Here is a 26,830-nt window from a genome sequence, read left to right as displayed (position 1 = left end):
CTTCCGTTAGCGTTTCACTCCCCCTGCTCTTAGCCTGCAAGCAGGAGGCTGCGGCTTTTTTCCACAAGCTTTCGATATACCGGCTTCATATCCTCCTCTGTTACATAGTGATTGATTTCCTCCACTGCAATCCACCTAACACCGCTGTTTTCATCCGGCTTGCTGCACAGCGTATCCCGTTCATCCGCCTGACACAGATAGGTGACATTCAAATGAACATGAGAGGATACAAATGCACCTCTTTTCACATGCGGTGGTACCGGCAGTATATCGATGGCCAGAATGGATTCACTTAGCAGCTCAAGCTTTTTCAGTCCGGTTTCTTCTCTTCCCTCCTTTAATGCGACATGGATCAAATCCCGATCCCCGTCCGCATGACCGCCGCACCAGCCCCAGGAGTTATAAATATTATGATAAATCATGAGTACCTTTGACGCATCCGCATTGATGATCCACGGACTGCTGGTGATATGTCCATATACATTATCTCTTGTATAGACATTGAGAAATTCCTTTATATAGCGCATCATGACCTTACGGTCTGCTTCCTCCTGTAGATTGCAGGGTGTATATGCGCAAAGCTCTTCATACAGCTTCATTATGAATCACCTCCTATCCATGTCAGCAGGGCTTCTCTGTACACCTTGAGCGCTGTAGGGATTGCATAGGTCTTTTGCAGTTCATCCTTCGTGCACCATACCCCTTCCACTGCCTCCTGTTTCAGCTCCAGCAGATATCCGTTCATATGCCACTCAACATGGGAAAAGATATGTTTTGCTTTCCGCAGAGGAACCAGCCTCAGAAGCTGATCCTGAAATTCCTGTGTGATCTCCTTTCTGCTTTTCTGTTCGTCCAGCATCATAAATTCATACAGGCCTGCAAGCAGTCCCTGCTCATCTCGTTTATGCAGATAAACCCTATCTTTACACAAAAGGACAAGCACTGTCTTTTTTTCAATTCTTCTGTCCTTTTTAGCTGTTTTATTGGGTAGCCGGTGTGCCGCTCCGCTCTGATAGCCCATGCATTCACTTGCCAGCGGACAGATATTACAGCGGGGTGCCGCATTCGGCACGCATACGAGCGCACCGATTTCCATCAGTGCCTGATTAAAGGCATCACTTCTGTGCTCCGGTATATATTCCTGTATAATGTCCTGAAATTTCTTCTTTGTGCGTTCCTTCAAAATGTCATCCTCGCTGACGAGCACCCGGCTGAACACACGCAAAACATTGCCATCCACTGCCGGAACACAGCGCTTATAGGCGATAGAGGCAATAGCTCCCGCTGTATAGGCACCGATGCCCGGAAGCTTCAACAGCTCCTCATATGTATCCGGAAGTACACCGTTATGGCGCTCCATGCATTCCATTGCACATTTTTTCATGTTGCGGACACGGTTATAATAGCCAAGTCCCTCCCACAGCTTACGCAGCGTATCCTCATCCGCCTCTGCTAAAGCCTTCAGTGAAGGCAGTGCCTGTATAAACCGTTCAAAATAAGGCTTCACTGCTTCCACACGTGTCTGCTGCAGCATAATCTCGCTTACCCAGACGCGGTAGGGGGAAGCGTCCTCTCTCCATGGCAGGACACGGGCATTCTGGTCGTACCAGTCCAGCAGCTGCTCTGTAAATTTCTTTTTATCATGTTGTAGTTTCATGCGTTTATTATACCACAGGGTAAAGACGGCAGGCAAAGAAAAAGCCAACAAGATTCTTGTTGAAACAGGACAGACATCACATACGATCAAAGGGGCAGAGAAAGCACTATAGAAATCAAACGGTATCTGCGCAAAGGTAGGATAAATGCAGGAAGAAGTATTCAAAAAAAGCAGTGTACGTTGCCCTGTGCTGTTTACAAAGTGCCTGGACAGGTGGCTATTATATTGGTATGCCTGATTGCAGGTCCTAGTCATAAAATGAATAATATCGCAGACACTTCCCTTGCACATAAAAAAAGAGGGAATTTCATACGATTTCATAGAAATCTGAATTCCCTTCTTCATAAGTAACTCGCTACTGGATCAAATCTGCGAGTACATTCTGTTTATGATAATTGCTTGTGTTACGACATACGGGTTCACAACGAATACATCAGCGTTTCCAATGCAGGTATCTGGTGGTGGAGAAAAAGCTTCCCACCAGGCCGACAAGAACGCCGATCAGAATTAAAATTCCTGATATCTCCAGTGTCATAGGAAATACCGTTTGCAGTACGAACATGTTGCTCATGAAGGTACCGCCCAGGATGGTATATACATACTGATAGCCGAAAATTGTCAGCAGGACAGGAACCAGACTTCCCAGTATCCCGATGAAAACACCCTCCAGCATCATCGGAAATTTGATTGCCCAGTTGCTGGCCCCGACAAAACGCATAATGGCAATTTCCTGTTTTCGTGTATAAATAGACATTTTGATTTTATTGGAAATCAGAAATACTGCAATCACAATCAGGAAGATAATGAAAATCATACCGCCTTCCCGGATTTTCTCAAAGGTGGAAATCATTCCACTTGTGGAATCTCCGCCATATTCCGCAGATACGATCCCTTTCATATCTTCGATCTTATCCGCAGTTTTTTGTATATCCTTTCCGTTTTTTACCTCAATCAGAAACGTATCGCGAATCGGATTGGCTTTTCCCTCATACATATCGAACATAGTGGAATCATCCTGAAATTCCGCTTTATAATTTTCCAGTTCTTCTTTTCCGGTGGAAAGCGTTACATGCTTTACAGTATTCAGCTGTTCGATTGCATGAAGCAGCTGCTGCTTTTGCTTATCCTTTACAATGGTATCTATACTCGCACGTATGGTTACCTGTTGCTCGATATGCTTCGTAAAGCAGTTGAGATTGCTGGTCAGCAGCATGAATACCGATATCAGAATCAGTGTTATGGATACCGCAACGGATGCGGAAAATGTCAGTCCGAAATGCCGGACGATATTTTTATATGTCATTTTTAAATGGAATTTAATATATCTGTAAAGTTTTTTCATAGGCTTATCACTCATATTTCTCTTACCTAATAATGATACCCTAGCAAAAGTGGAATGTAAAGCAGTTTAAGAATTTGTAAGATTTGAAATTTCTTCATATGGAGAGGATGGATTCCTGTCACACGCATCCAGACGCTGGAAAAAGCATGTTACAGCCAGACAGACAGTCTGTTGATTTCCGATTCAGTGTACGGCAGGAAAGCATCTCAGCCGCTCGATTGTACATTTATTTTTCAGATGCCAAGAGCTGTTGGGTAAGCATTTCTACTACAGCACCTTATTTCTGTATCTGCTTGGCATAGACCCTCTCCTATTTTATACCACGGCATACGGCTACAGGGAAACGCAAAGCTACATATGCCGCAAGGATACTGCACAGGATATCTTTCGGCAGATCCAGAGGAAAGCAGGATAACAGCAGAAGATAAAATGAAATCTTTGTTCCCGTGTAGTAATTTAAGATCACATACTTATAAGCAAGTCCGATTCCATAGGTTGCCAGCAATCCTGCCAGTACAGCCAGAAAGCATGTCTTCCAGTTTTTTTGCCCATGCTCCATAATCCAGCCGCTGCAAAATGCTGTGACGATAAAGCCAAGTAAAAACCCAAAGCTTGGGCGCAGAACGTAGGAAATTCCTCCCCCTGCCGCAAATACCGGTATACCAAGCAAACCGATCAGCACATACAAGGCAGCGGAAAGAGCCCCCAGGCGCGCTCCCAGAAGCATACCAGCCATCAGGACAAAGAAAAACTGGAGCGTAAAATAATCAAAATTAGGCAGGGGAATTTGCAGAAAGGCACCTATGGCGATCAATGCCGTAAACAGAGAACACAGCGCCATCCTGACAGCTGTCATTTGCTTCATGCTGCCACCGCCTTTATGGAAACCTCACCTGAGCTGAGGATATGGGTTGTATCTTCACTTTCTACTATCAGATTTCCGGCATTGTTGATATCCTTTACATAACCACTGAGCTGCTTCCCGTTCTGCATCCAGCTAATCTGTTGATGTAAAACCACAGAGGCATCCCGATACTTCGCAAGCACACTGCTGTGCTCTTCCTTCTGCAGGGCTAAAAGCTCATTCACGATACAGGCAATCAGCTTATTTCGATTCACCGGATGCGTGCTCAGAGATACCGCAATATCCTTCAATTCCTCGGGAAATGTCATAGTGGAGGTATTAAGACCGATTCCGACAATGATGGCCTCCAGTCTGCCGCTTTCAAAATCACTGATGGCCTCGCAAAGAATCCCGCACAGCTTTTTTCCCTGATAGAAAATATCATTCACCCATTTTATCTGTGTATCAGTCTGATACAGTTGCTTCAATGCACGCTGCACAGCAACCGCAGCATAGATGGTAATCATAGAGGCATCAGACAGCTGCTGTGGCATCCGCAGCAGCAGGCTCATATAGATTCCGGTGCGCGATGGAGAATAAAACGGTCTTCCAAATCTGCCTCTGCCTGCACGTTGTTCTTCCGCGGCAATCAGTGTCAGATGCTCACTGCCGTCGATTGCCATTTTTTTCAGCAGCTGATTGGTGGAATCTACCTGTTCAAAGGTATATACCGGCAGCTTTTTTTTCAGGTAAACCGAGATTGCCTCAGCAGACAGCTTGTTTGAGGTCTCTGCCAGCTGATAGCCCTTGCGGGGAAAGGATGCTATTTCAAAGCCCTCCTCGTTCAGGGTATGAATCATTTTACATACGGCATTACGGCTGACATGCAATCGCTGTGCCAGCTTTTGTCCGGAAACCGGCTTTGTTCTGTTTTGCTCAAGTTCCCGTATCAATTCACTTCGTATCGACATCGTAACAGCTCCTTTTCTCGATACTTAGAATATCAAACTTTTCCATCTTTGTAAACCCGTATTTTAAAAAAGGTTTACTTGATAGATGACTTTTTTCCGATATCAGCTTGTTACTTGTACCTCACAGAAAGAAATTTGTTCTTATAATGGTATGCATAGGCTTTTTGAATAATCAAACCATATTCATCTGAAAACAGGAAAGGTATAAACATATTCAGGAATATGATTAAGCGATAAAACTTCCATATTCTTTAATCACATCCTAAATTGTATAAGAATCATAAACTTAATGGCATTAAACTATAATATTTCATATACAAAAAAATGACTTTTTAATCCGTAAGCAAAGGATTTTAAGCCATTTTTTATTAAATAGAAAGCCTACAGCAATGAAATAACCGAAAACATTTATGTCGCACTCATTATAAATATGCGTTTTTCTTGATAGCTATTTTTTTTCGCTGGTACATGAATACCAAATACACACATACTAGCATAAAGATTACAGCATTGCACACAGTATAGGAGAATAATGGTATCACATAATATACACTAAATAATGCGAAAGTTGTTAGAAAAGGAACTATCAACGCTATTTTGTGAAAAATCATAACAGCCGAAAGCATATGAATCATCATGAGTATAATACATACTAAACCCGTGTATAGAAAATAGGAAAGGTCATAGTTCGTAAATTGTTTAATAAATGCGAGTACCTGTGCTTCAGAAAGTGCAGCTCCAACGGATTGATATATGGACCCATTCGCAATCAAAGCTTGATACATAAGATTATTAAAAGCAATTGGCAAAATATGTAGGAATATTTCCATAGTTGCCTCTCCAAATCCGGCAGATAGTGCATCGGTTTCTGATGTAATATGATAACACCTGCTATATAGTATATATTTTGTTCCGACTGCAAGAATAGCGAGAAGCAATACCTGAACCCCTGTATCCGCCAGCAGATTAGGCATATTCACATTACGGCAAAATAAATTCAAAAGCGTCAGTAATACTTTGCCTATTCCATACTGAAGAAAACCGAAGAATATGAATTTCTTACGAAGCTGTTGTTTTCTTAAAAGTACTAAAATCATTACAATAGGTATAAACAGATTGAGAAGTATTGCCAGAAATAGAACCATAATTTTCATATGACACCTCCTATATTGGTATAAAGCAGGCTGCGATGATTATCACCTGCTGTTATTATTGTTGTTTAAGACAGTCAAGCATCTTCTGATAGACAACAGTACCGCGCATGAGCCCAAAATCAGCAGGCTCCATGCACATCATTAATATCTGTGAATCCACCTTATCCAGTTGCTCACGTATCATTTTTTCAGCATATTTGATCTGAGGTCCCAATATGACGATATCCGTACCCTTTAGATAAGTATCAAGTTCATCAAGTCCTACAGCTTGAATATCAAGCTCTTTCTGATCATTTTTTGCAGCCTCTTCAATTTTCATCTTCATAATGTTTGTGCTCATTCCCTGTGTACAAACAAGTATCGCCTTTATCATAATTTTCTCTCCTTTACCAGCTTATGATGAAACAGCTGGCTTCCCTTGCTGTTCTTCTTCCAGTTTTTGCTTCTCAAAGATTTTAAAGAATGGATACCATATCATTATATCAACTGCAACAGCAATAAACCAATAAATTACTGATCGTACATCCATATTTGATAAAACAGACTTTAATAGCTCCGGTGCAGTACCTCCCATAAAGAAAATCGGTCGATTCAATAAGTTGAAATACATAGCCAGATATGCAATAAATGTGTTTACACTTTCCACAATAAGAAAAGGAATTAGGAAAGTAACATTCATCATAATAGGTAAACCAAATACAACCGGCTCATTGATACCAAAGCAGGCAGGAATCAACGAAAGCTTTCCAACAGAACGAATACTTTCTGATTTTGAACGTATTAGCAGCAATACTAAACCAAAGGTAGCACCAGAACCGCCAATCCCTGTAAAACCATAACGCAACGCGATATTCACTATATAAGGGAGATCACTTGCGGCGGTTCCCTTAGCAAAGGCATCTGCATTAACTGCAAGATTACCAAACATGATTGGATCAAACGGGGCCTCAATTGCTGCCGTATGTATTCCAAACCAATATCCTACATTTGATCCCATATAGATAAGAGAAGGAGCAAATGGATTATCAACCCCATTATTGATTGGCTTACCAATCGTCATAATTAATTCTGGAATAGACACACCAAATAGTGCATGTGAGACACCGGTTACAATTGCTCCACTCAGAAAGCAAATCGTCATAGGTATCATAGAGTTCATAGACTTAGCAAGTGCCGGTGGAACACTTTCCGGCAAATTGATACGACCAAATTCCTTTTTTGTCAAATACCGATAAAGCTGTACTATTAGGAAAGAGCCAATAATTGCAGAAAACAAACCTTCTCCTCCAAAATATGCTGTTGACCATCCCCCCTCTATCATATTGGAATTTATCAGTATAAAATTTACAAACACAACAATTATCGTAGACATAAGATCCATGTCATGCTTCTTCGCCCAACGATAAGCAATACCGACAGACACCCATAAAGATAACGATCCTAAAGTAGCTGCATTGATAAATTTAAGCGGCCAAAGACTTTGATCTGTCCAGTTGCTCCACCCCAAAAAGAAATTATACCAGTAAGTTCCCTCTTCAAAGCCTGAATAATCAATAGGGGCTTTTGACAAAATCAGTGAAAAAGCACCTATTATAATAATTGGAATTAGCGATATAAAGGTCTGTGATAATACCTGAATATAAGTATTGTTAGCTACCACGGTAGCAATCGGAAGCAGCTTTTTCTCCAAAAATTTGCTTATTGAATTCATCGTTTTCTCTCCCTTCAAATTTATTAAGTTTTATCATTCATTAATAGTTTAACCATCATCTTCCAGTTTAATGCATTTGTAAAATGATCTTGCGCATGCGTCATAATCAAGCTGTAGGGCAACTCACCTCCCCGCGTTTCCTCCTGTATCAGATTTGTCTGAATTTGGTGGCATTCATTCAGATTTTTTTCTCCTTCCTCAAACAATTCATCACTTTGCTGCTGATTACCCTGTTGCTTTTCAAGCAGTGAATTGTAAAAACAGTCAATTGCATTTCCCGCCAGTGATATCATTTGAAATGCCAGCATTTGTACATCTTCTTTCGTCATTGTTTCCTCCATCTTATCTGCAAGCTGCTGTAGAGATATTTTGGCAGCAGCAATATATTCTTTATTTCTTTAATGTTTCTTACCCCTGTAAAATATAACACCATTCCCACACATAGTATAAAAACACCACAGTATTGACTCATTGTTACCGATTCTGTTATACCATTGGAATTACTGATTATCCTTGCTCCTAGAACTCCGAAAATTGGGGAGAGAACAGTCAGCATAGATGCAGTTGTCGAGCTCACGTTTCTTTGTGCGAAATTCTTAGCTGTAAAAGCAATTCCAGAGCCAACTACGCCTGTTATAATCAGTATCGTGAAAACCTCTTTATTCCACTGTATATGCATACTTTCCGAAAAAAGCATTGGAATGCTTATCAGGGTACCTGATACCATCTGTACAATACCAAGTTCATAATGACTAGTATGTGCCGCATAAACCGTTGTAGCAATAATAGCCAAACCATTCAGAAAAGATGCAATAATCGTTACAACATCTCCAAGTGTGATCATTGAAAGATTACATTCGGTAAATACCCATAGACCTGTCATAATAACTATCAGAGATAAATAATAGTTCATTCCCGGCTTCTTCCTCTTTATAACCCATAACAGCAAAGGCACAAAAATAATAACGAATTGTGTATAGAAGACTGAATTAGTAGCAGCTATATCCTGTAACGCTACCACCGTCATTAAAATTGGCACTACAGTCAATCCACCAAGTACACTACCTCTTAAAACAGTGCCACGATCAAACTTCATGGATTTTCGCCAGTATAATAGAATTAATGCTATGGAAGCAAAAAGGAATCGCAGAAACACATACATGGAAGGTGTCATATACTCCAGAATATTTTTCATAAATACAGTTGTGAAACCCCAATAGCTTTCTATAAAAGCAAGGATTAATATGGAACAACGTTTATTCAGTATATCTGATTTCAAATTACTGCCGTTTCCCTTCTCTGATAATCTTCTATATATCTCTTGTACCAGTAAAAACTATCCTTGGCAATACGTTTGCAATTATCGTCAAAATCAATATATACCAGACCATAACGTTTTTTATAACCGTTTACCCAACTGTATAAATCCATAGTTGACCACATATAATATCCTTTAACATTCACTCCCTGCTTTTTAGCCTGTAGCATCCAATCCAGAAAGCCCTGAACGATACGGATTCGCTCTATATCATGAATTTCACCTTTTTCCAGTTCATCATACAATGCATGTCCATTTTCTGTTACATAAATAGGTACCTGTGGATATAATCTATCCAGATATGTCAACGCATCATATAAAGATTTTGGATGCACCTCTCTTCCCCAGTGATTCTTTTCTGTCCATGGATCGTTATCACTCGCAAACCATCCATGAATAGAGGTACCTTCCATCACGTCAGATCCTTTTCCCTTATTATTCATAGACATTTTTGTCACACCATCCATACATGGTTTTACCAACTCACGCAAGTAGAAGTTCAAACCGATAAAATCAACTATTCCTTCCTTCAATATCTTTTTATCTTCCTCCCTGATAAAAGATGTATCCAATCCTGAATCCTTCATTTTAACAATAAGCTCTTGTGGAATTTCCCCTTTCACTGCAGGATCAAGTATGCAGCGTATACAATATAGCTCTGCATTGTATCTCGCTTGCGCATAATCCGAATCATCATGTAGACTTTCAACAGAGCCACACGGATGTACAATACCGATTTTACCACCTTGTTTTAGCTTACGATAAGCAGTTACCGCCTTTGCACTTGCCAACAGCCCATTGTATATAACTTTGCTGTAAGATGTAAAATCAAGCTCATGATGCGGTGGATAATTACCTACCAGAAAACAGCAATGTGCATAGAAGCTCAATTCATTAATCGTTACCCATAGTTTAACACGATCACCGAACAGTTCAAAGCATGTCCTTGCATAGTCAACGAAGTAATCAATCGTTTTATCATTAAGCCATCCACCGTTTTCTGCCAGCTCGATTGGTAGATCATAATGATGGAGCGTAACATTGGGCTCTATATGATATTGCAAGCACAAATCGATTATTCGATTATAGAAATTAACGCCTTCCTGATTGATTTCACCATAGCCGTTTGGAAAAATACGTGTCCATGCAATGGAAAAGCGATATGAGTTTTGATTACTTTCATGAAGCATTCTGATATCTTCCTCATAGTGGTGATAAAAATCAGATGCTGTATCTCCTGTAACATGATTCAGATTTCTATCACTTTCATGAGAAAACACATCCCACTGCGTTAATCCTCTGCCGCCTTCATTCCAAGCACCTTCACATTGATAAGCTGCAGTAGCCGATCCCCATAGAAATTGTTCTTTCATTGGAATACCTTCCTTTCTGTAAAGCCATTTCCATTCCGTCTTTACATCACTACTATAAGAGATATAATTGATTCAATCAAACATGCTTTTACCACCTATCTGGATAAATGATAAAACAAACAGAATAAAGAAATACCATAGACTTGGCATTTTTCTGTTTGCCTTTACGCTTATGAATGGTATAAATATAGTAAGGGGGTTATTTAAGAAAAGGATGATTGAAATGGAACGAATATCAAACAGACAACACCAAATTATTGAATATCTGTTAAAAAACGGAAAAACAAAATGTCATAATATTAGCCTCAGTCTCGAGGTTTCAGATAAAACCATACGAAATGAAATAAAAAATATCAACAGCATATTAAAGCTTCCGTTGATTGCTTCAGACCGAAATGGGTTTGTAATCATGGATGAATATATCAATACTGCTATTCAGCTTATCAAACAAAGCCTATTCGACGAAAACAGTCAATTATTATATCATTTACTATTAAATCATTCACCCGAGCTATTTTATGAAATTTCTGATTATTTTTGCATTTCTCCCTCATCTCTACAAATGAAAATCAAAAATCTCAATCAGATGATAACAAGCTATTCGCTGGAAATCGTACGAAGAGATGGCCGACTGATATTAGAAGGCGGAGCCTATAATAAACACAAACTATTTCTGGATTTGATTTATAGCGATACAGAATATTCCTTTTCAGATTTAAATGCTTATTCAGAATATTTCAATAGTATCGATATCAGCAAAGCAAATTTTGTGATAAAAAATGCGATATCCGAGCATGGATATTATATATCCTCATATTATGAGAATAATCTTATCATCAACATTCTTACCATCATAAGTCTATATGCATCTGAGCCAGTGAAAACACGTGCTTATAATGAATCAATACCAGAGGTACAAATTGCTACAACGATTGTAAACCAGTTGGTGAATGATGAATTGTATCATGATAACCTCATAAACATGATAACCTACAGTCTTGTCGGTGTTATTAAATCAAAGGAAAACCAAACTTCCTGCACTAAACCTTATGCTCAGACATTTGTCAGTGATCTCTTTGATATTGTTCAATCCTGTTTTCACCATTATGGTATTAATGCTGATCCGCACGCTTTTCTTCACGTATTTGCGGATCATGTATATGAACTGATCATAAGGTTGCGTAACGGAAATTATGCAACAGTACCTCATAATATTTCCATCAAATCAAGCTGTTTTTACGTATATGATGTTGCTGTTTATTTATGTCAAAAGCTAAACCAGAAATACAATATTCAGGTTCCGGATAATGAAATCTCGTTAATCGCCATTCACATAGGATTCGCTATTGAATCCGCATTCAGTGCCAGAGGCAGAGTTAACTTGTATTTATATACCGGGCAATATCCATTGATTGATACCTATATCACTGAGGAAATAATACGCAATTTTTCAGATATGATAGAAATACATAAGATCAAAAATCTAAATTCACTTTCAAATCATACCTCTAATATCGATCTTTTAATTACTACGCAGCCCTATTTCCAGAACAACATTTATCAATATTGTCAAATATCACCGTTACTGACAGATTCTGATAAAAATAAGGTAAATCACTCCATCTCGAAAGCACTTGAAAATCAGCAGAAGAAAGAGTTTAATACTATAATTCGCGAATATTTTGATGAAGAATTGTTTTTTATAGATACTACAAAAGATAATCGTGAGGATGTTCTGCATTTTTTGTGTAATAAGATGGAAGAACAACAGATCGTGGATAATTCATTTCTGGAAAGTGTTTTCTATCGCGAATCTCTCAGCCCTACCTGCTTTATGAATTCATTTGCTATCCCTCACTCCTTTGAAGCGAACTCCATACATAGCAAGATTGCAGTTTTTATTAACCGAGAAGGTATTCACTGGGATAATCAAGAAATACAGATTGTATTTCTTATTGCGTTAAATAAACGTGACCAGATTTTCAAAAAGAAGCTACTTGATGGATTGCCAGCAATTTTGTGTACAATCACCACCATTGAAGAATTTAAAACTGTAACCGATTTTGTCGATTTCCTGTATCTAATATCAAGCAACTGCCGTTAACAAATCTAATTAAGATTCCCTAATAAAATGCACCTCATTGCCGAGGTGCATTTTATTAGTTTATGGTTTTATGCATTTTCCATTTGTACGGATAATATTCTGATACCAGGAAAAGCTCTCTTTTTTCCATCGTTTTCCTGTCCCGTTTCCGGAATCATCAATATCAACATAAATGAATCCATAACGCTTACTCATTTCTGCAGAAGAGTTGCTAACGATATCTATCGGCCCCCACATTAGACATCCCATAACATCCACCCCATCATAAATCGCCTCTTTTAATTGTTTAAGATGAGCATTGAGATATTCTATACGTTCTTTATCATGAATCTTTCCATCAATAACCTCATCGTGTGTTCCTATTCCCAACTCCAAAAGGAATATTGGCATACGATACTGATCGTAAAGTCGGTTTAGACAATAACGCAACCCCAGAGGATCGATAACCCAATCCCAATCGTTTTTTTTCAAATACGGATTTTCCTCTTCCGGATTCCTCAGATTTTTGATACTATGATGTGATACTGTCCGTGTATCATAATAAGAAATGCCGATAAAATCAGCCCTTCCCTGCTCGAAAACAGATGCATCTTCCTCCTGATAATCAATATAGAAGTTATGTTCTTCCAGATAACGAAACATCGTTTTAGGATATGCACCACGTACCATAACATCCAGATAATAGTTTTCAAACTGATCATTATGCAATGCTGCCAACGCATCACGCGGATCGCATGTGCGTGGGTAAGAAAGAAAATTTGTTACCATTGCTCCAACTTTATTTTCTTCATCAACTTCATGTGCAATCCGTGTTACTTCACAGGCCGCAATCATCTGATGATGCAGTGCCAATAGCTTGTGCTCCATTGTATTTTCAACAAGATCGCTAGGCATGCCAAACTGATGAAAGGATTCTCTTAGAATCAGATTCATTTCATCAAAGGGAACCCAGTATTTTACTTTACCCTTATAGCGATTGAATAATATGGTTGCATATTTCACATAGCAATCTATGACTTTGCGAGAATACCAGCCCTTATATGTCAATGCCAGATGAACAGGCATTTCAAAATGGGAAATTGTAATTAACGGCTCGATTCCAAGACGCAGCATTTCATCAATCAAGCGATCATAAAAAGCCAATCCTTCTTCATTTGGTTCCTCTTCATCACCTTGCGGGAAAATTCTGGCCCAGTTCACCGACGTACGTAGGCAATGAATGCCTAGGTCTTTTAAGAGTGCCAAATCCTCTGGAAATGTGTGATAAAAGTCTATACCGTAGCGTCTTGGATAATAACCGTTTGTATCCTGAATAGCTGCCTGTATTTCACTGGAAGACATGCAATCATTTTGTCGTTTTCCCTTTTGATAAAGGATTAAATCAGGGGGACAAACGCCCTTTCCTCCTGCTTTCCAATTTCCTTCAGCCTGGCTAGCAGTCATTGCTCCACCCCAAATGAATCCCTCCGGAAAATCTTTTTTATTTTTTGGTGTCATCTTCATACCTCCTCGTATGATTTCATTATAAAAATATAAAGTGCTTTCCGCAATCTTAGTTTTACCATACATATGGAAGCTTTTCACAACGCCTTTTGTCACAAAAATAGTAAAGTGCGGATGAGTCTGCCTCATTTGTATTAGCTGATTTATAACTTTTTGTACACAAAAAAAGACAGCCTGTCACAAGCTGTCCTCTCATTTATATCTAACGCAACCAGTAATTTTCCGGCCTCTCCCGGCATGGTGCTGAGCCGCATGCATTCGGTGCATCCGCATTCCATCCGGTACCGAAGGTCAGATCTCCCGTACGGTTAAACTGATTTAATGCAGCCGTCATCGTCATGGAACCAACGCGTATGATTTCAACATGGCAATGCGGACCGGAGCTGTTACCGGAGCTTCCGGAATATCCCATAACCTGTCCCTGGTTCACACGCTGCCCCACACTTACCGCAACGGAGCTTAAGTGATAGAACGGCATAGCATATACGACACCGTTTACCCTTGTTAGAAGTGCAACGTTGTTTCCGCCACCTGCCGGAATACCACACCAGTTATTCAAGGCGCCATAGCCGCAGCCCTGATATGTATGAATGATGATACCGTTTGCCGGTGCTACAACCGGAATCCCTGTCGTTGAGCCGGTAGAGAAATCCATTCCCATATGTCCGCCGCCGCCAGGATAGGCCCAGGTTCCTGCTTCATAATGCCAGCCGCTTTGCAGCGGGGCGATAAAGCTGGAGCTTTGTGCCGTACCGCCGGAAGAACCGTTATTTGAGTTATTTCCGCTGTTCCCGCCGGAATTTCCACTGTTGCCCTTATCCGGATCGGTATTTCCATTATCCGTATTCCCGTCACCGGAATTACCGTTATCTGTATTCCCGCTGTTACCTGTTTCATTCCCACCGTTCTGTGGAGTATCCGGTTTTTCCGGCTGCTGCTCAGGCTCATCAAAATCAGCGGCCAGCGACAGATCCACCTTCGGCAGATTTGCCTGTGCCATCTGTGCCTCACGCTTCTGTGTAGCAAGATTTGCTTCCTTTGCGTGATAATCACTCAGCAGATCCTTTTTCACCTCATTCAGCGCTTCCACCTTGGCCTTGCTGGATTTTACATCCTTCTGCTGAACAACAAGAAGCTCCTTCTGTTCTTCCACAATCTTACGATCCTGATCCAGCTTTTTCTTTTCCTTATTCAATGTTTTGATCTGCTCGTTTTCATATCTGTTCAGCTCGCCTACGATTTCCGTTCTTCTCAGCAGATCCGTAAAGCTGGTGGAGCCCATCAAAAAATCAATATAATAATTACTGCCGGTATAGGCCTGCATTTCCAAAAGACGCGCACGCATCTGCTTGTCGCGCTCCTTGATGCTATCCTCTTTTTCCTTAATCTGTTTCTTCAGGTCACTGATCGAGCTCTGTGTCTGGTCAATACTAGCCTGTATACTGCTGATTTCTTTTTCATAGCTCGCGATTTTCTTATTGTTATCCGCAATCAGCTTGCTGACCTTTTCCACATCGCCCTTAACACTGGCAATCTGACTCTTGATATCACTGATTTCCTTATCCAGATTATCGGATTTGCTTTGCAGATAATCCTTGTATCTGCTGCACTCCTCCTGTGTTTTCGTATCCTTGATGACTGCACATTTGGCATTCATCTCACTTTCTCTTCCTTCGAAACTCTCTGCTTTCAGAAGGCCTGCATTACTAATCAGCAATGCACCGCTGACAAACAGAGCTGCATATTTCTTTTTCATTTGCGCATACCTCCCTACCTGAATTACAGATATAATATGATACTACCTGTATGTATATGATAACGTAAGCACTTTAAAAAGTAAAGAAAAAACACTGCTGATTCCCGCCTGTATCAGACTGAAAAAAACAGTGTTGAAAAGGTATTGCTGCACAGCTTCTTTACAGGGTTAAGGAATCTGATATTTTCACCCACAGCTGCAGCCTGCAATCCTCCTGCTTCGGACGGATATAGCGCTGTATGAGAAATGCATCACATGCATAGCCATGTCTTGGCAGCCATACCTCAAACAGATAGGCGCTTGCCTTATACAATGCCTTCTGTACGAGGTCTTCAAAGCTTTCCGCCTCATATTCACAGACAGCATAGGTGCCCACAGGCATTTCAAAGGCGGTATATCCCTTTACCGGCTCTGCCGTATGAACAGCGGCCATATATGTGAAGGCTCCCGGTGTTTGTGAAGGCGTCAGAATATCATTTCCTTCATCAAGAGCAGCATGCTGCAGTACATCATCCTGTTCCAAGCGATCCCAGAGTGCCACCAGCGTATTCTCCTTCGGCTGCGCAATTTTAGCACTTTCATCCTCTTTTGTGTAGCCGCTGAACCACAGTGGTTCCTTTTGTACTCTGCGTTGAATTTCCAGAACCATATCGTCACAGATCAAAGGCACACCTTCATCCACCAGGGTATATTGCATGCGCAGCTCCGGCTTGATCACATGATCCAGATGGATATCCGATGATGCACGATACTCCGCCGGAGACATTCCATAGCACTGCCGAAATGCTCTGGTCAAGGTACTGTGACTGGAAAATCCGCATTGCATTGCAATGTCCATGATTTTTCCGTTATCCGCCTTCAACAGTCCTGCCGCCATTTTCAGCCGTACGCTGCGCAGATACTCACTGACCGTATATCCTGTCAGTCGGTAAAACAGCCGCTGATAGTAAAACCTCGACAGATGCGCAATTGACGAAAGCTGTTCGATTGTCAGTTCCTCCTCATAATGCTCCTCCATATAATCCAGGGTCTTCTGTATTGCTTCCCATGCCTGCATAAGCATCACCTCCACCTAGAGTATACGGCAAACACATCATCTTTCGCTTTCCACGGAATGCCCTGTATAAGGATACTGCAAGGAATGAATATTATTTTAAAGAAGCATGACGAGTAAAAAACGTCTTATATCCCAGAGTCACAAAGACAACAACAGTAACAGCCGTACAGCCCAGGATTGCAAGCATAATACCAATCTGATACTTGATCGCCGTCAAGGGGAAGGTTCCGGACAGCATCTGACCCGTCATCATACCGGGAAGTGATACGATCCCCATTGTCATCATATTGTTCATGGTTGGCAGAATGGCGCTGTCAAAGGCATCATTTACTTCCTCATGAGCAGCAAGCTTTGGAGATGCTCCCAGCATGAGTGAATTTTCAATCTTCTCCCGGTGATCCTGCATATTTGCACAAAGACGGTTTGCCCCCAGCGCAATACCGGTCATGGAATTGCCGATAATCATACCGGAAATCGGTATAAAATACTGCGGATTGAACCAGGGGCGAACCTGCAGTACCAGCAGCATAAAGACAACTGCCGTACAGAGATAGCCGATCGTCATAGAAACGCCCATCAGCCGCTTTAAATCATCGCTCATATCATAGCGGACTCTTTTTGCGGCATTGTAGATGGCAAAGCCAAGCATGATCAGCAGCATGAGAAGTGTAAGCCACCAGCTTGGATTTTTAAATACATAGAGCAGTATATACCCCATAATCGTCAGCTGTACCGTCATTCGCGTAGTAGCAATCAGAATCATATTCTCCCTGCGAATACCTCTTGCACGAAAGATGATAAGCAAAAGCAACACAAAGATATAGGCGATGGCCAGATTAACAATGGAAAGATCCATAACGGAATCATTCATACACATACCCCCTCGTATCACCGTTTTCTATACGCAAAAGACTCTTCGGATACTTTGCCGATACCTCTGCGGAATGCGTAACCATGATCAGCTGCCGCTTTCGTTCTGTCACAAAGTGTACAAGATTCTCAATGACAAAGCTCTCCGTTTCCTTATCCAGAGCCGAGCTTGGCTCATCCACCAGATAGACCTCTGCATCCATCAGCATCACCCGTGCCAGGCAGAGCCGCTGTTTTTCTCCCCCTGACAGACGTTCACAGCTCTCCTGCAGCTCCTTATGCAAATCCACTTTTTCCAGGTATTCCTTCAGCTTTTGCTTCGTGGCAGGAAGCCGGCCGCTCAGTCGTAATCCGATTTGAAGATTATCCTCGATATCTCCCGGATAGATCACCGGTGTCTGCCCCAGCATGACGACCCGTCTTCGCAGCTCCATCGGATTCAGTTTCTGAATATCCTCCCCATTGTACAAAATCGTTCCCTGTTCAGCCTCATTCAAACGATTCAACAGACGCAGCATCGTGGTTTTTCCACTGCCACTGGGGCCAATGATGCAGGTAACACAGCGGTCCAGACATACATGCTGTATATGAAGAATATGCTTAAATGTAACATTTTTCAGTTCAAACATAATTTCCCGTATCCTTTCTTTACATTTTTAGAATACCATAAGTTGAAAAATACTTCCACACATATACCATATGATATATAATAGGATGACGTGAGGGTGATACAATGCATACAAAAGGTATTCTATATACAGTCTTATCTGCTGTTTTATTCGGCATCACACCGCTGATCACAAGAGCGGTTTACGGATACGGTGCCAACTCCATGACCGTGGTATTTTACCGGTCTCTATTTGTTATTCCCATGCTTGCGGTGATCATGAAGGGCAGGCACATCTCCTTTTCCATTTCTGCACACGATCTGCGCAATACCGGTATCATTGCCATCTTTGGAAGCGGACTGACAACCATTCTGCTGTTTACCTCCTATTCCTATATTGATGTCGGGTGTGCGACAACACTGCATTTTCTATATCCGGTATTTGTTTCGCTGCTCTGCTTTGCTGTATATCACGAAATACTCAGCAGGCGTAAGCTTACGGCACTCTCTCTTGCACTGCTGGGAGCACTTTGCTTTTTAGATCTGAGCAATTCCGGCAGCATGCTGGGTCTGTTATTGGCAGCAGGCTCGGGACTTACCTACGCCTTTTACATGGTTCAGCTGGAGAAAACACGGCTTTCTCATCAGAATGCCTATAAAATATCCTTTTATCTTGCCATCTTTATCTTGCTTGAAACACTTGTGTATCATTTGCTGTTTTCCTCCATACAATTTATTCTGCCATGGAATGCATACGGGCTGATTCTTCTGCTATCGCTGGTGTCCAGCTTTCTTGCTGTGGTTTTGCTGCAGAAGGGGATTCAATACCTTGGCTCCAGTACAGCGTCACTGTTTTGTCTGTTTGAACCGGTTACCTCAGTTGTCTGCGGTGCCCTGTTTCTAAAGGAAGCCCTGACACCGGCAAAGATCATAGGATGCTGCATTATCTTTACAGCGCTGATTATCATGAGCAGGGATCAGCATACAGCGGCTTCTTCTTAAGTTTTCTTAAAATTTACCCGATTTTGCATGATGATATGGGAATCGGTAAAAACTATGATATAATGAAAACAGAAAACAGCTTATTTATGAAGGAGTCCCATGGAACCATTAAACCTTGCCAGTATAGCAGAAATCGGCGGTAAATACACGTCGCAGCGAAGTGAAATCATTTCGTATATACTTATCGCCCTGTGTGCAGTTGCTTTTGTATATCTGATCATACATCAGATACGCTCACACAAATAAATTACTTTAACAATCACAGCGCATTCTCCATATGTGAATGCGTTTTTTATACTGCTTGGAAAACACACAGTATACTGCACTTCCGGCTCGTACATGCCTGCAAAAAAGCAGTGATTGGATATTTCCGGTTCTTTCTTACTTTAGGGTGTTTGCAAAAGGAAGACTTCAACTTCTATTGTAACTACAATAGTACTGAAGTCTTCCTATGTTAAGTTTACCCACAAGCGAGAAAGAACCATATCTCCTTCCTCACTGCTTTTTCATCCATTATGCGTTTACAGCTTCTAAACCTGAATCTGAACGTGATACTTTTTCAGCCAGTAATTCACCTGCAGCAGATATGCAATCGTCTGCGGTGTATTCATAAGCTGTCCATACCATGGAATCGAGCGATCCTCACGTAGCAGCTCCTGCAGCTTTTCCTTTTTTACAATTTGCAGCAGGGGCTCATTGCCCTGTGCAAGCAGCTCCTCCATCTGTCTGCTGACAAGCGCACGGTATTTCGGATGCCAGGTCTTCGGATATGGGCTTTTTTTCCGCCAGAGCACCTCATCCGGAAGCAGACCCTTGACCGCTTCCCGCAGTAATCCCTTTTCATAGCCCTGATAATCTTTGAATTCCCATGGAACGCTATACAGATATTCCGCAATGCGCATATCGCAAAAAGGAACCCGCACCTCCAGAGAATTGTACATGGACATACGGTCTTTGCGATCCAGCAGCGTCTGCATGAACCATTTCATGTTCAGATTCACCATTTCACGAAGGCGCCTTTCTTCCTTTGTGCGATTGCACAGGATGTCACTTTGCTTCAGTGTCTCCTGATAGCGCTGATCGACATAGGTGACTGCGTTGATTTGCTCCGCAAGCTCCTCATTCAGAAAGCCCATGCGGTATTTTGTGGATTGTGCCCATGGAAAGCCATAGGTGGCGCGAATCTTCGGATCGCGGTACCACGGATAACCGCCGAATATCTCATCCGCACACTCTCCGGACAAGGCGACCGTACAGTATTTGCGTATTTCCTTACAGAACAGCAGTAAGGAGCTGTCCACATCTGCCATACCGGGTAAATCTCTGGCATCCACTGCCGTATACAATGCGTCAACCAAATCCTCTGTTTTCAGGACAATATTGTGGTGATCACTTTGCAGAAAGTTCTGCATAACCTCAATATAATGCTGATCGGAATTGGGCTGAAATTTTGTTGAGTGGAAGTATTTCTCATTATCCTCATAGTTTACCGAAAAGGTGTGCAGTGTTTTTCCCTGCTTTTTGAATTCCCTAGCTGCCACTGCAGATATGATACTGGAATCCAGCCCCCCTGAGAGAAACGTTGCGACATCCACATCGGCGATCAGCTGCCGCCGTATGGAATCTGTCACTAGATCATGCACCGTCTGTACCGTAGTCGCAAAATCATTCGGATGCTCTCTATCCTGTAAGTGGAAATAGGTTGTCAGCCGCATCCCCTTGTGGTCATACCATGCATACTGTCCCGGCTTAAGCTCCCGTATATTATGAAATACTCCATAGCCCGGTGTTCTGCCCGGACCCAGCAGCATGATTTCCGCAATGCCGTCCGCATGCAGAATCGCAGGGATTTGCGGATGCGCCAGCAGTGCCTTCATTTCCGAAGCAAACAGCATCGCCCCTTCCTGCAGCGTATAAAACAGCGGCTTTACTCCCATACGATCTCTTGCCATAAACAATCTGTGTGCTTTTTTATCCCATACGGCAAAGGCGAAGATGCCGTTCAGCCTTTCCACCACGGTTTCCTTCCACTCTATAAAGGCCTGTAACAGCACCTCCGTATCGCTGGTTTCCTGAAATGCATATCCTTTTTTCTGCAATTCTCTGCGCAGCTCCTCCGTATTATACAGCTCCCCGTTATAAACCATTACGTAGCGGGGGTCGCTTTTCAGCTGCATAGGCTGTTTTCCATGCTGCAAGTCCATAACACTCAGTCGTGCATGCAGCAGAGTAACCGCCTCATCCGTATATATATTCTGCTGATCAGGTCCTCGTCGTTTCATCGTATCCAGCATGTCTTCCACCGCCTGCTGATTTCGATACTTCATCCGGTGTTCCCCGTCTACGATTCCTGCAATACCACACATAACCCGTCCTCCTTAAAAAAGGGGTCCTCCCCGTTACAGAAGAACACCCTTGTTCCATAGTAGTATATGCATGTTTTCATGTTTGTTTCCTGTCATATATTTCCAGCATAGACATATCGCAGCCATCCGGATGCTGCTTTCACCGCCTCCAGGATCAGCTGCTTTGCTGTAGGCTGCTCCCCGTACATGTGATACATGGGAAAAAACCTTGTTAAATGGAGCGGTATATCCGGATGCAAAGAAGCAAGCCATGCCGCTTCCTCCTCGATTCGATCTACATCATCATGCAGTCCCGGCACCATAAGGGAGGTGATTTCAACATGTGTATGCTGAACAGCCAGCTCCACACTGCGGCGTACGGCTGTAAAATCTCCCTGCAGTCTGCGATAGCCCTCCTCATCGAAGGCCTTCACATCGATATTCATTGCATCGACATAGGGGAGCAGCTCAAGCAGCTTCTGCTCCTGTATATAGCCATTTGTAACAATGACGTTTTTCAGCCCGTGCTGCCGTGCCAGCTTGCAGCAGGCAAGAACAAATTCAAAGTTGATCAAAGGCTCATTATACGTATAAGCGATACCGATATTGCCCCTCTGCTTCTGCTGCAAGGCGATGTCCACAAGCTTTTGCGGCTGTAGTCGAACACAAAATGCAGCGTCCTCCTGCATTGAAATCTCATAATTCTGACAGAACGGACAACGCATATTACAGCCCATGCTGCCAATTGACATAATCTGTGAGCCCGGATGGAAACGGCGAAGCGGTTTCTTCTCAATCGGGTCAAGAGCCATGGATGATATCTTCCCGTAGGCAGTGGAAACAATACGGCCGTTTCTGCATGTTCTTACACCGCAGAATCCACGTTTTCCCTCCGGTATAAGGCACCTATGCGGACAAAGCTCACATACGGCACTCATGGTGACGGACAACCTCAAAGCGTTCCAGCAAAAACGGTTCATCCGGATCCATACCGGCCTTGTTTAATGCAATACTGATTTGCTGAAGCGGTGTATCCACACCCTCCAGATCAGGGAGCAGTAAGCCCCGGCGATGCTCGTCACTGACTATTACTCCATATCGCCTGACATCCAGCTGCTCCAGACTGTCAATCTGCTCAGCCTCCTTCAATACATCCACACTGTATTCCAGATAGGGCAGCTCCTTTTCCTCAACCGGAAGAAACCTAGGATCTCTGGTACCTGCGGATATCGCATTGGAAATGATCTCCTGTGCCAGATTTTCCTGTACCGGTGCAATGGTACCGACGCACCCGCGCAGCTCACCGAATTTTTTCAGAGAGACAAAGACGCCGCCCCGGCAGGTAAGCAGGTCTTTGGGCAGAGATTTCCGTAACGGCAGCTCTGTACGTGAACGAATGTATACCTCCAGTGATTCCCGGGCAAGTGCGACATACGGATCCTTTTTCAATACGCTGATGATTGCCGTTGCGTAACCCACACCGAACGGTCCCTCATAGGATAAAAATTGAGAATCAATGGGATATGCCTGCAGCACACCATGCAGCATCACAAATGCAGGATAGCCGCAGTTTGCACTCTCTTCGATGATTTGCTCATCCATAGTCAGCAAGCGTGCATAATCATTGCTTTTAATAATATCTACGATCTGTTCATCAAATACAGGCCCCATCGGATGAAATCCATACGGTCCGTCCTCCTTCAGCTTATGAGATAGATCTCCGCTGGCAATTACTGCAACATTGCGCTGTGATTCATCAATAACTCTGCGCAGACAGTTTCCAAAGGCCACCTGTGTATCACGATCCAGTCCGCTGACTGAAATACGCACAAGCCGAAAATCAGTGTATTCCTGTAAAATAAAATGCAGCGGCACCATGGTTCCATGATCCAGTGTCTGACTCTGCTCTCCCAGCGTACCGGCCGGCAGTCCCTGGGAAGCTGCCGCATGACAGAGCATATCGACAAAATCTTCATCGTACAACACCTTCATATCCACATCCTTCACACCGAAGGCCTCAAAGCTGCCAAACGCCTGTGCGCCATCGGATATCTGAATATAGTCCCGATAGCTTGGGGCATGCGGAGAAAACACAACGATTGTCTGCGGCTTTGCAGACGCTATATCATGGGCAATCATGCGATAGGCATTCACTGTATTCTGAATAACCCGCTCCTGCCCCCTGCCGATTTCCGAAAGGATAATCGGAGGGTGCGGAACGATATATGCTTTACTTAACATCGTATCACTTCCTTTATCTCCATTATACACATTCTCCTTCAATTTTTAAACCTTCGCCGTCAAAAGAAGCGTTCATTTCAATGTGCAGGGCTAGTGTTCACCGTGAATTTAGAATAAAGCCTGAAATCACGGTATGAAAGGGAATTTGCATAGTATAACGAACATCAGAAAGACAGCACTTATATATTTATAAAGCCCGTTGCATATCCAGAGTTCCCTCTTTATACAGGCATCCGCAACAACTGCTTTCTTCCTTTTTTTCAGCAGTTGAATAGAAAACTAAAAAGAACCGCAGCCCGCGGTTCTTATAGGATATGCAATTATAAATTCTGAAGCATAATGGTACAGCCGTCTACAACGCATTTCAATGCATTTTCAGCAACATATACAGGAATTTGAAGCTCATTGCGCATCAGCTGATCCAGATTTTTCAATAATGCACCGCCTCCGGTAAGGACAAGCCCATGCTGAACAATATCCGCTGCCAGCTCCGGTGGTGTCACCTCCAGAATCGTCTTCGTGGCATGAACGATTTCCTGTAAGCTGCTTCTTATGTAGCTTTCCACCTCATTGCTGTTGATGTCAATGGAATGTGGCAGCCCGGTTTCCACATCACGTCCTGAAATGGTAATGGTTTCCGGTTCTTTAACAACCAGCGCATTCGCAATACGGCGTTTGATTTCATCCGCCGTCTGTTCACCGATATACATTTTCTTCTGAATGCGTACATTTTCCAGAATATCCTGTGTAATCTTATTTCCTGCAGTTTTGATTGAGGTAGAGCATACGATATCCCCAAGAGAAAGCACTGCAATATCGCTCGTACCTCCCCCGATATCCAGCACCATATTTCCACTTGCCTTACCGATATCCAGTCCTGCACCGAGTGCTGCTATTTTAGGTTCCTCTTCCAGATATACCTTTTTTGCTCCGGCACGGTATGCACAGTCCCGGATTGCATTTTTTTCAACAGAAGTGATTTTTGTCGGATGACATATTAAAATCACGTTCTTTTTAAACATGCCCTTTAGGTCGCATTTCTTTAGAAAATAGTTCAGCATCATGTCAGTTGCCTCAAAGTCAGCAACCACACCGTCCTTTAACGGACGGATACATATCATGTTTTTCGGTGTACGTCCCAGCATATCTCTCGCATCAAGACCTGCCGCTATACATTTCTTAGTTGTAGCATCTACTGTAATGATGGAAGGTTCATCCACCAGGATTCCTTTGTTATCTACACAAATGAGTAAATTTGTTGTTCCCAAGTCAATTCCAATTTTTCTTGCCATGTTTAACCTTCTTTCATATCCTGCATTGTCGAATTTCCAATAATAATATACCATTTCTTACCAGTAAAAGCAAAGAAACAAGAATCTTTTTGATAAATTTTTACTTTTACAAACTTAGCCATAGATAAAAACCCCTTCTATGTGTCTCAGTATGCCCAAAAACCGCTCGTGCAAACCAATACAGTCTTATGAACAGGAAGAAAAATTGGAAGCAGAAACCAGCGCAGCCAATGAAACATCATAGAATACCGATAAAATTACAGATATCAGAAAACCGGCTTTTGGATACTGCAATACACCGTATTGCGAAGTCAGCTGAAGGACATCCTGCATATAGTTTACGGTAACTGTCAGCCACGGTTACCGCCTGCTCACAAATGGTATCAATCCGTATGCAGCAGGTTACCGCAGACAAGCCTTAAGCCAGGAAAGTTTGGCGAAGGAAATGGATAATTTCGTAGTCCAGATTAAAAAGACAGCTTCATCATTTTAAGTCTGTGCTTCTCTCTTATGGACCCTGTATTCAGGAGGTGATTAGAAAGCAGGAACCATTGAAAATAGCGTTCGCTCCTGTTGCCTAAGCAGAAATACAGATGTATGAATAATGTAGGAATGCTGTAGGTACTGCCATTGTCCCACAAATGAAAAAAAGCCCTTTTTCAAAGGCTTTCTTGTTTATTTATTTGTTCATTGCTTCAGAAACAGCTACAGCTACAGCTACACTGGCACCAACCATAGGGTTGTTGCCCATACCGATCAGACCCATCATTTCTACGTGAGCAGGAACAGAAGAGGATCCGGCAAACTGTGCATCAGAGTGCATACGTCCCATTGTGTCTGTCATACCATAGGAAGCAGGACCAGCAGCCATGTTATCCGGATGCAGAGTACGTCCGGTACCACCACCACTAGCTACAGAGAAGTATTTCTTGCCCTGTTCGATACATTCTTTCTTGTATGTACCTGCAACCGGGTGCTGGAAACGTGTAGGGTTCGTAGAGTTACCAGTGATGGAAACATCAACACCCTCGTGATGCATAACTGCAACACCTTCACGAACATCGTCCACACCATAGCAGTTTACAGCAGCTCTTTCTCCCTGAGAATAAGCCGTTCTGGACAGCTCTTTCAGTTCTCCTGTGAAGTAGTCAAACTGAGTTTCTACATAGGTAAATCCGTTGATACGGGAAATGATCTTTGCAGCATCCTTTCCCAAACCGTTCAGGATAACACGCAGCGGTTCTTTACGAGCCTTGTTTGCATTACGTGCAATACCGATAGCACCCTCAGCAGCAGCAAAGCTTTCGTGTCCTGCAAGGAATGCAAAACATTTTGTTTCATCGCTCAGCAGCATAGCAGCCAGGTTACCGTGCCCGATACCAACCTTGCGGTCATCTGCAACGGATCCAGGAATACAGAAGCTCTGCAGACCTTCACCCAGTGATTTTGCTACTTCATATGCGCTCTTGTCGCCTTTTTTGATTGCGATTGCAGCACCAGCGATGTAAGCCCAGCAAGCATTCTCAAAACAGATTGGCTGGATTTCCTTCACGATGTTGTATACATCTACACCTAAATCGTCACACAGTTTTTTTGCTTCTTCGATAGAAGAAATACCATATGAGTTTAAAACTTTATTGATCGTATCAATACGTCTTTCGTAACTTTCAAATAATGCCATGA

24 protein-coding genes are annotated in these 26,830 nt (G+C 42.4%); 3 read left to right on the top strand and 21 right to left on the bottom strand.

The window, feature by feature from the left end; translation table 11 throughout:
* Window positions 1-29: 29 nt before the first annotated feature.
* The 11 genes from G4D54_05515 to G4D54_05465 all read right to left on the bottom strand — a co-directional run bounded on the left by G4D54_05515 (window position 30) and on the right by G4D54_05465 (window position 10,370).
* Window positions 30-599, bottom strand: a complete 570-nt coding sequence (locus tag G4D54_05515) for an NUDIX hydrolase (GenBank protein ID QJA01920.1) — start codon at window positions 597-599, stop codon at window positions 30-32.
* Complete coding sequence (gene mutY, locus G4D54_05510) at window positions 599-2,002, bottom strand: A/G-specific adenine glycosylase (GenBank protein ID QJA01919.1); 1,404 nt, start codon at window positions 2,000-2,002, stop codon at window positions 599-601. The genes G4D54_05515 and mutY overlap by 1 nt, the downstream gene beginning before the upstream one ends.
* Window positions 2,003-2,090: 88 nt before the next feature.
* On the bottom strand, window positions 2,091-3,014 hold the full coding sequence (locus G4D54_05505) for an ABC transporter permease (GenBank protein ID QJA01918.1): 924 nt from the start codon (window positions 3,012-3,014) through the stop codon (window positions 2,091-2,093).
* 295 nt (window positions 3,015-3,309) lie between these two features.
* Complete coding sequence (locus tag G4D54_05500; GenBank protein QJA01917.1) at window positions 3,310-3,864, bottom strand: biotin transporter BioY; 555 nt, start codon at window positions 3,862-3,864, stop codon at window positions 3,310-3,312.
* Complete coding sequence (locus G4D54_05495; GenBank protein ID QJA01916.1) at window positions 3,861-4,814, bottom strand: biotin--[acetyl-CoA-carboxylase] ligase; 954 nt, start codon at window positions 4,812-4,814, stop codon at window positions 3,861-3,863. Before G4D54_05495 ends, G4D54_05500 begins: the two co-directional genes overlap by 4 nt.
* Window positions 4,815-5,236: 422 nt before the next feature.
* Window positions 5,237-5,968: a hypothetical protein gene (locus G4D54_05490; protein QJA01915.1), complete on the bottom strand. Its 732-nt coding sequence runs from the start codon at window positions 5,966-5,968 to the stop codon at window positions 5,237-5,239.
* 55 nt (window positions 5,969-6,023) lie between these two features.
* Entirely contained in the window at window positions 6,024-6,341 is a 318-nt protein-coding gene (locus G4D54_05485) for a hypothetical protein (GenBank protein ID QJA01914.1), read from the bottom strand.
* Window positions 6,342-6,362: 21 nt separating this feature from the next.
* Window positions 6,363-7,679, bottom strand: a complete 1,317-nt coding sequence (locus G4D54_05480) for a PTS sugar transporter subunit IIC (GenBank protein ID QJA01913.1) — start codon at window positions 7,677-7,679, stop codon at window positions 6,363-6,365.
* 23 nt (window positions 7,680-7,702) lie between these two features.
* Window positions 7,703-8,008 (bottom strand): PTS lactose/cellobiose transporter subunit IIA, encoded by a 306-nt coding sequence (locus tag G4D54_05475; protein ID QJA01912.1) that lies wholly within the window; start codon window positions 8,006-8,008, stop codon window positions 7,703-7,705.
* On the bottom strand, window positions 8,005-8,958 hold the full coding sequence (locus G4D54_05470) for a DMT family transporter (GenBank protein ID QJA01911.1): 954 nt from the start codon (window positions 8,956-8,958) through the stop codon (window positions 8,005-8,007). The genes G4D54_05475 and G4D54_05470 overlap by 4 nt, the downstream gene beginning before the upstream one ends.
* A complete protein-coding gene (locus tag G4D54_05465; GenBank protein ID QJA01910.1) occupies window positions 8,955-10,370 on the bottom strand; it encodes a glycoside hydrolase family 1 protein in 1,416 nt (471 codons plus the stop codon). The genes G4D54_05470 and G4D54_05465 overlap by 4 nt, the downstream gene beginning before the upstream one ends.
* A 223-nt stretch (window positions 10,371-10,593) precedes the next feature.
* On the opposite strand from G4D54_05465, the gene G4D54_05460 reads away from it, so the two are divergent.
* Window positions 10,594-12,474, top strand: coding sequence for a PTS transporter subunit EIIA (locus G4D54_05460; protein QJA01909.1), 1,881 nt, complete (start codon window positions 10,594-10,596; stop codon window positions 12,472-12,474).
* A 60-nt stretch (window positions 12,475-12,534) separates the two neighbouring features.
* On the opposite strand, the gene G4D54_05455 is transcribed toward G4D54_05460, so the two are convergent.
* The 5 genes from G4D54_05455 to G4D54_05435 all read right to left on the bottom strand — a co-directional run bounded on the left by G4D54_05455 (window position 12,535) and on the right by G4D54_05435 (window position 18,289).
* Complete coding sequence (locus G4D54_05455) at window positions 12,535-13,971, bottom strand: glycoside hydrolase family 1 protein (protein QJA01908.1); 1,437 nt, start codon at window positions 13,969-13,971, stop codon at window positions 12,535-12,537.
* A 208-nt stretch (window positions 13,972-14,179) separates the two neighbouring features.
* Entirely contained in the window at window positions 14,180-15,733 is a 1,554-nt protein-coding gene (locus G4D54_05450) for a peptidoglycan DD-metalloendopeptidase family protein (protein ID QJA01907.1), read from the bottom strand.
* 160 nt (window positions 15,734-15,893) lie between these two features.
* Window positions 15,894-16,790, bottom strand: coding sequence for an AraC family transcriptional regulator (locus G4D54_05445; protein ID QJA01906.1), 897 nt, complete (start codon window positions 16,788-16,790; stop codon window positions 15,894-15,896).
* A gap of 91 nt (window positions 16,791-16,881) precedes the next feature.
* Window positions 16,882-17,661 (bottom strand): iron export ABC transporter permease subunit FetB, encoded by a 780-nt coding sequence (gene fetB / locus G4D54_05440; GenBank protein QJA01905.1) that lies wholly within the window; start codon window positions 17,659-17,661, stop codon window positions 16,882-16,884.
* On the bottom strand, window positions 17,654-18,289 hold the full coding sequence (locus G4D54_05435) for an ATP-binding cassette domain-containing protein (GenBank protein ID QJA01904.1): 636 nt from the start codon (window positions 18,287-18,289) through the stop codon (window positions 17,654-17,656). Before G4D54_05435 ends, fetB begins: the two co-directional genes overlap by 8 nt.
* Window positions 18,290-18,393: 104 nt before the next feature.
* On the opposite strand from G4D54_05435, the gene G4D54_05430 reads away from it, so the two are divergent.
* Both G4D54_05430 and G4D54_05425 read left to right on the top strand, forming a co-directional pair.
* Window positions 18,394-19,269 (top strand): DMT family transporter, encoded by an 876-nt coding sequence (locus G4D54_05430; protein ID QJA01903.1) that lies wholly within the window; start codon window positions 18,394-18,396, stop codon window positions 19,267-19,269.
* A 99-nt stretch (window positions 19,270-19,368) separates the two neighbouring features.
* A complete protein-coding gene (locus tag G4D54_05425) occupies window positions 19,369-19,515 on the top strand; it encodes a hypothetical protein (GenBank protein ID QJA01902.1) in 147 nt (48 codons plus the stop codon).
* Window positions 19,516-19,799: 284 nt separating this feature from the next.
* On the opposite strand, the gene asnB is transcribed toward G4D54_05425, so the two are convergent.
* From asnB to G4D54_05400, 5 genes are all read right to left on the bottom strand, one after another.
* Window positions 19,800-21,635, bottom strand: a complete 1,836-nt coding sequence (gene asnB / locus G4D54_05420; GenBank protein QJA01901.1) for an asparagine synthase (glutamine-hydrolyzing) — start codon at window positions 21,633-21,635, stop codon at window positions 19,800-19,802.
* A 92-nt stretch (window positions 21,636-21,727) separates the two neighbouring features.
* A complete protein-coding gene (gene amrS, locus G4D54_05415; GenBank protein ID QJA01900.1) occupies window positions 21,728-22,552 on the bottom strand; it encodes an AmmeMemoRadiSam system radical SAM enzyme in 825 nt (274 codons plus the stop codon).
* Window positions 22,536-23,855 (bottom strand): AmmeMemoRadiSam system protein A, encoded by a 1,320-nt coding sequence (gene amrA / locus G4D54_05410; GenBank protein QJA01899.1) that lies wholly within the window; start codon window positions 23,853-23,855, stop codon window positions 22,536-22,538. The genes amrS and amrA overlap by 17 nt, the downstream gene beginning before the upstream one ends.
* A gap of 320 nt (window positions 23,856-24,175) precedes the next feature.
* Window positions 24,176-25,147, bottom strand: coding sequence for a rod shape-determining protein (locus G4D54_05405; GenBank protein ID QJA01898.1), 972 nt, complete (start codon window positions 25,145-25,147; stop codon window positions 24,176-24,178).
* 679 nt (window positions 25,148-25,826) lie between these two features.
* Complete coding sequence (locus G4D54_05400) at window positions 25,827-26,828, bottom strand: GGGtGRT protein (GenBank protein ID QJA01897.1); 1,002 nt, start codon at window positions 26,826-26,828, stop codon at window positions 25,827-25,829.
* Window positions 26,829-26,830 lie beyond the last annotated feature (2 nt).

The organism is [Clostridium] innocuum (assembly GCA_012317185.1).
Classification (GTDB): domain Bacteria; phylum Bacillota_I; class Bacilli_A; order Erysipelotrichales; family Erysipelotrichaceae; genus Clostridium_AQ; species Clostridium_AQ innocuum.
Note: the sequence above shows the minus strand (reverse complement) of the source record. Positions and strands in the feature narration are given on the sequence as shown.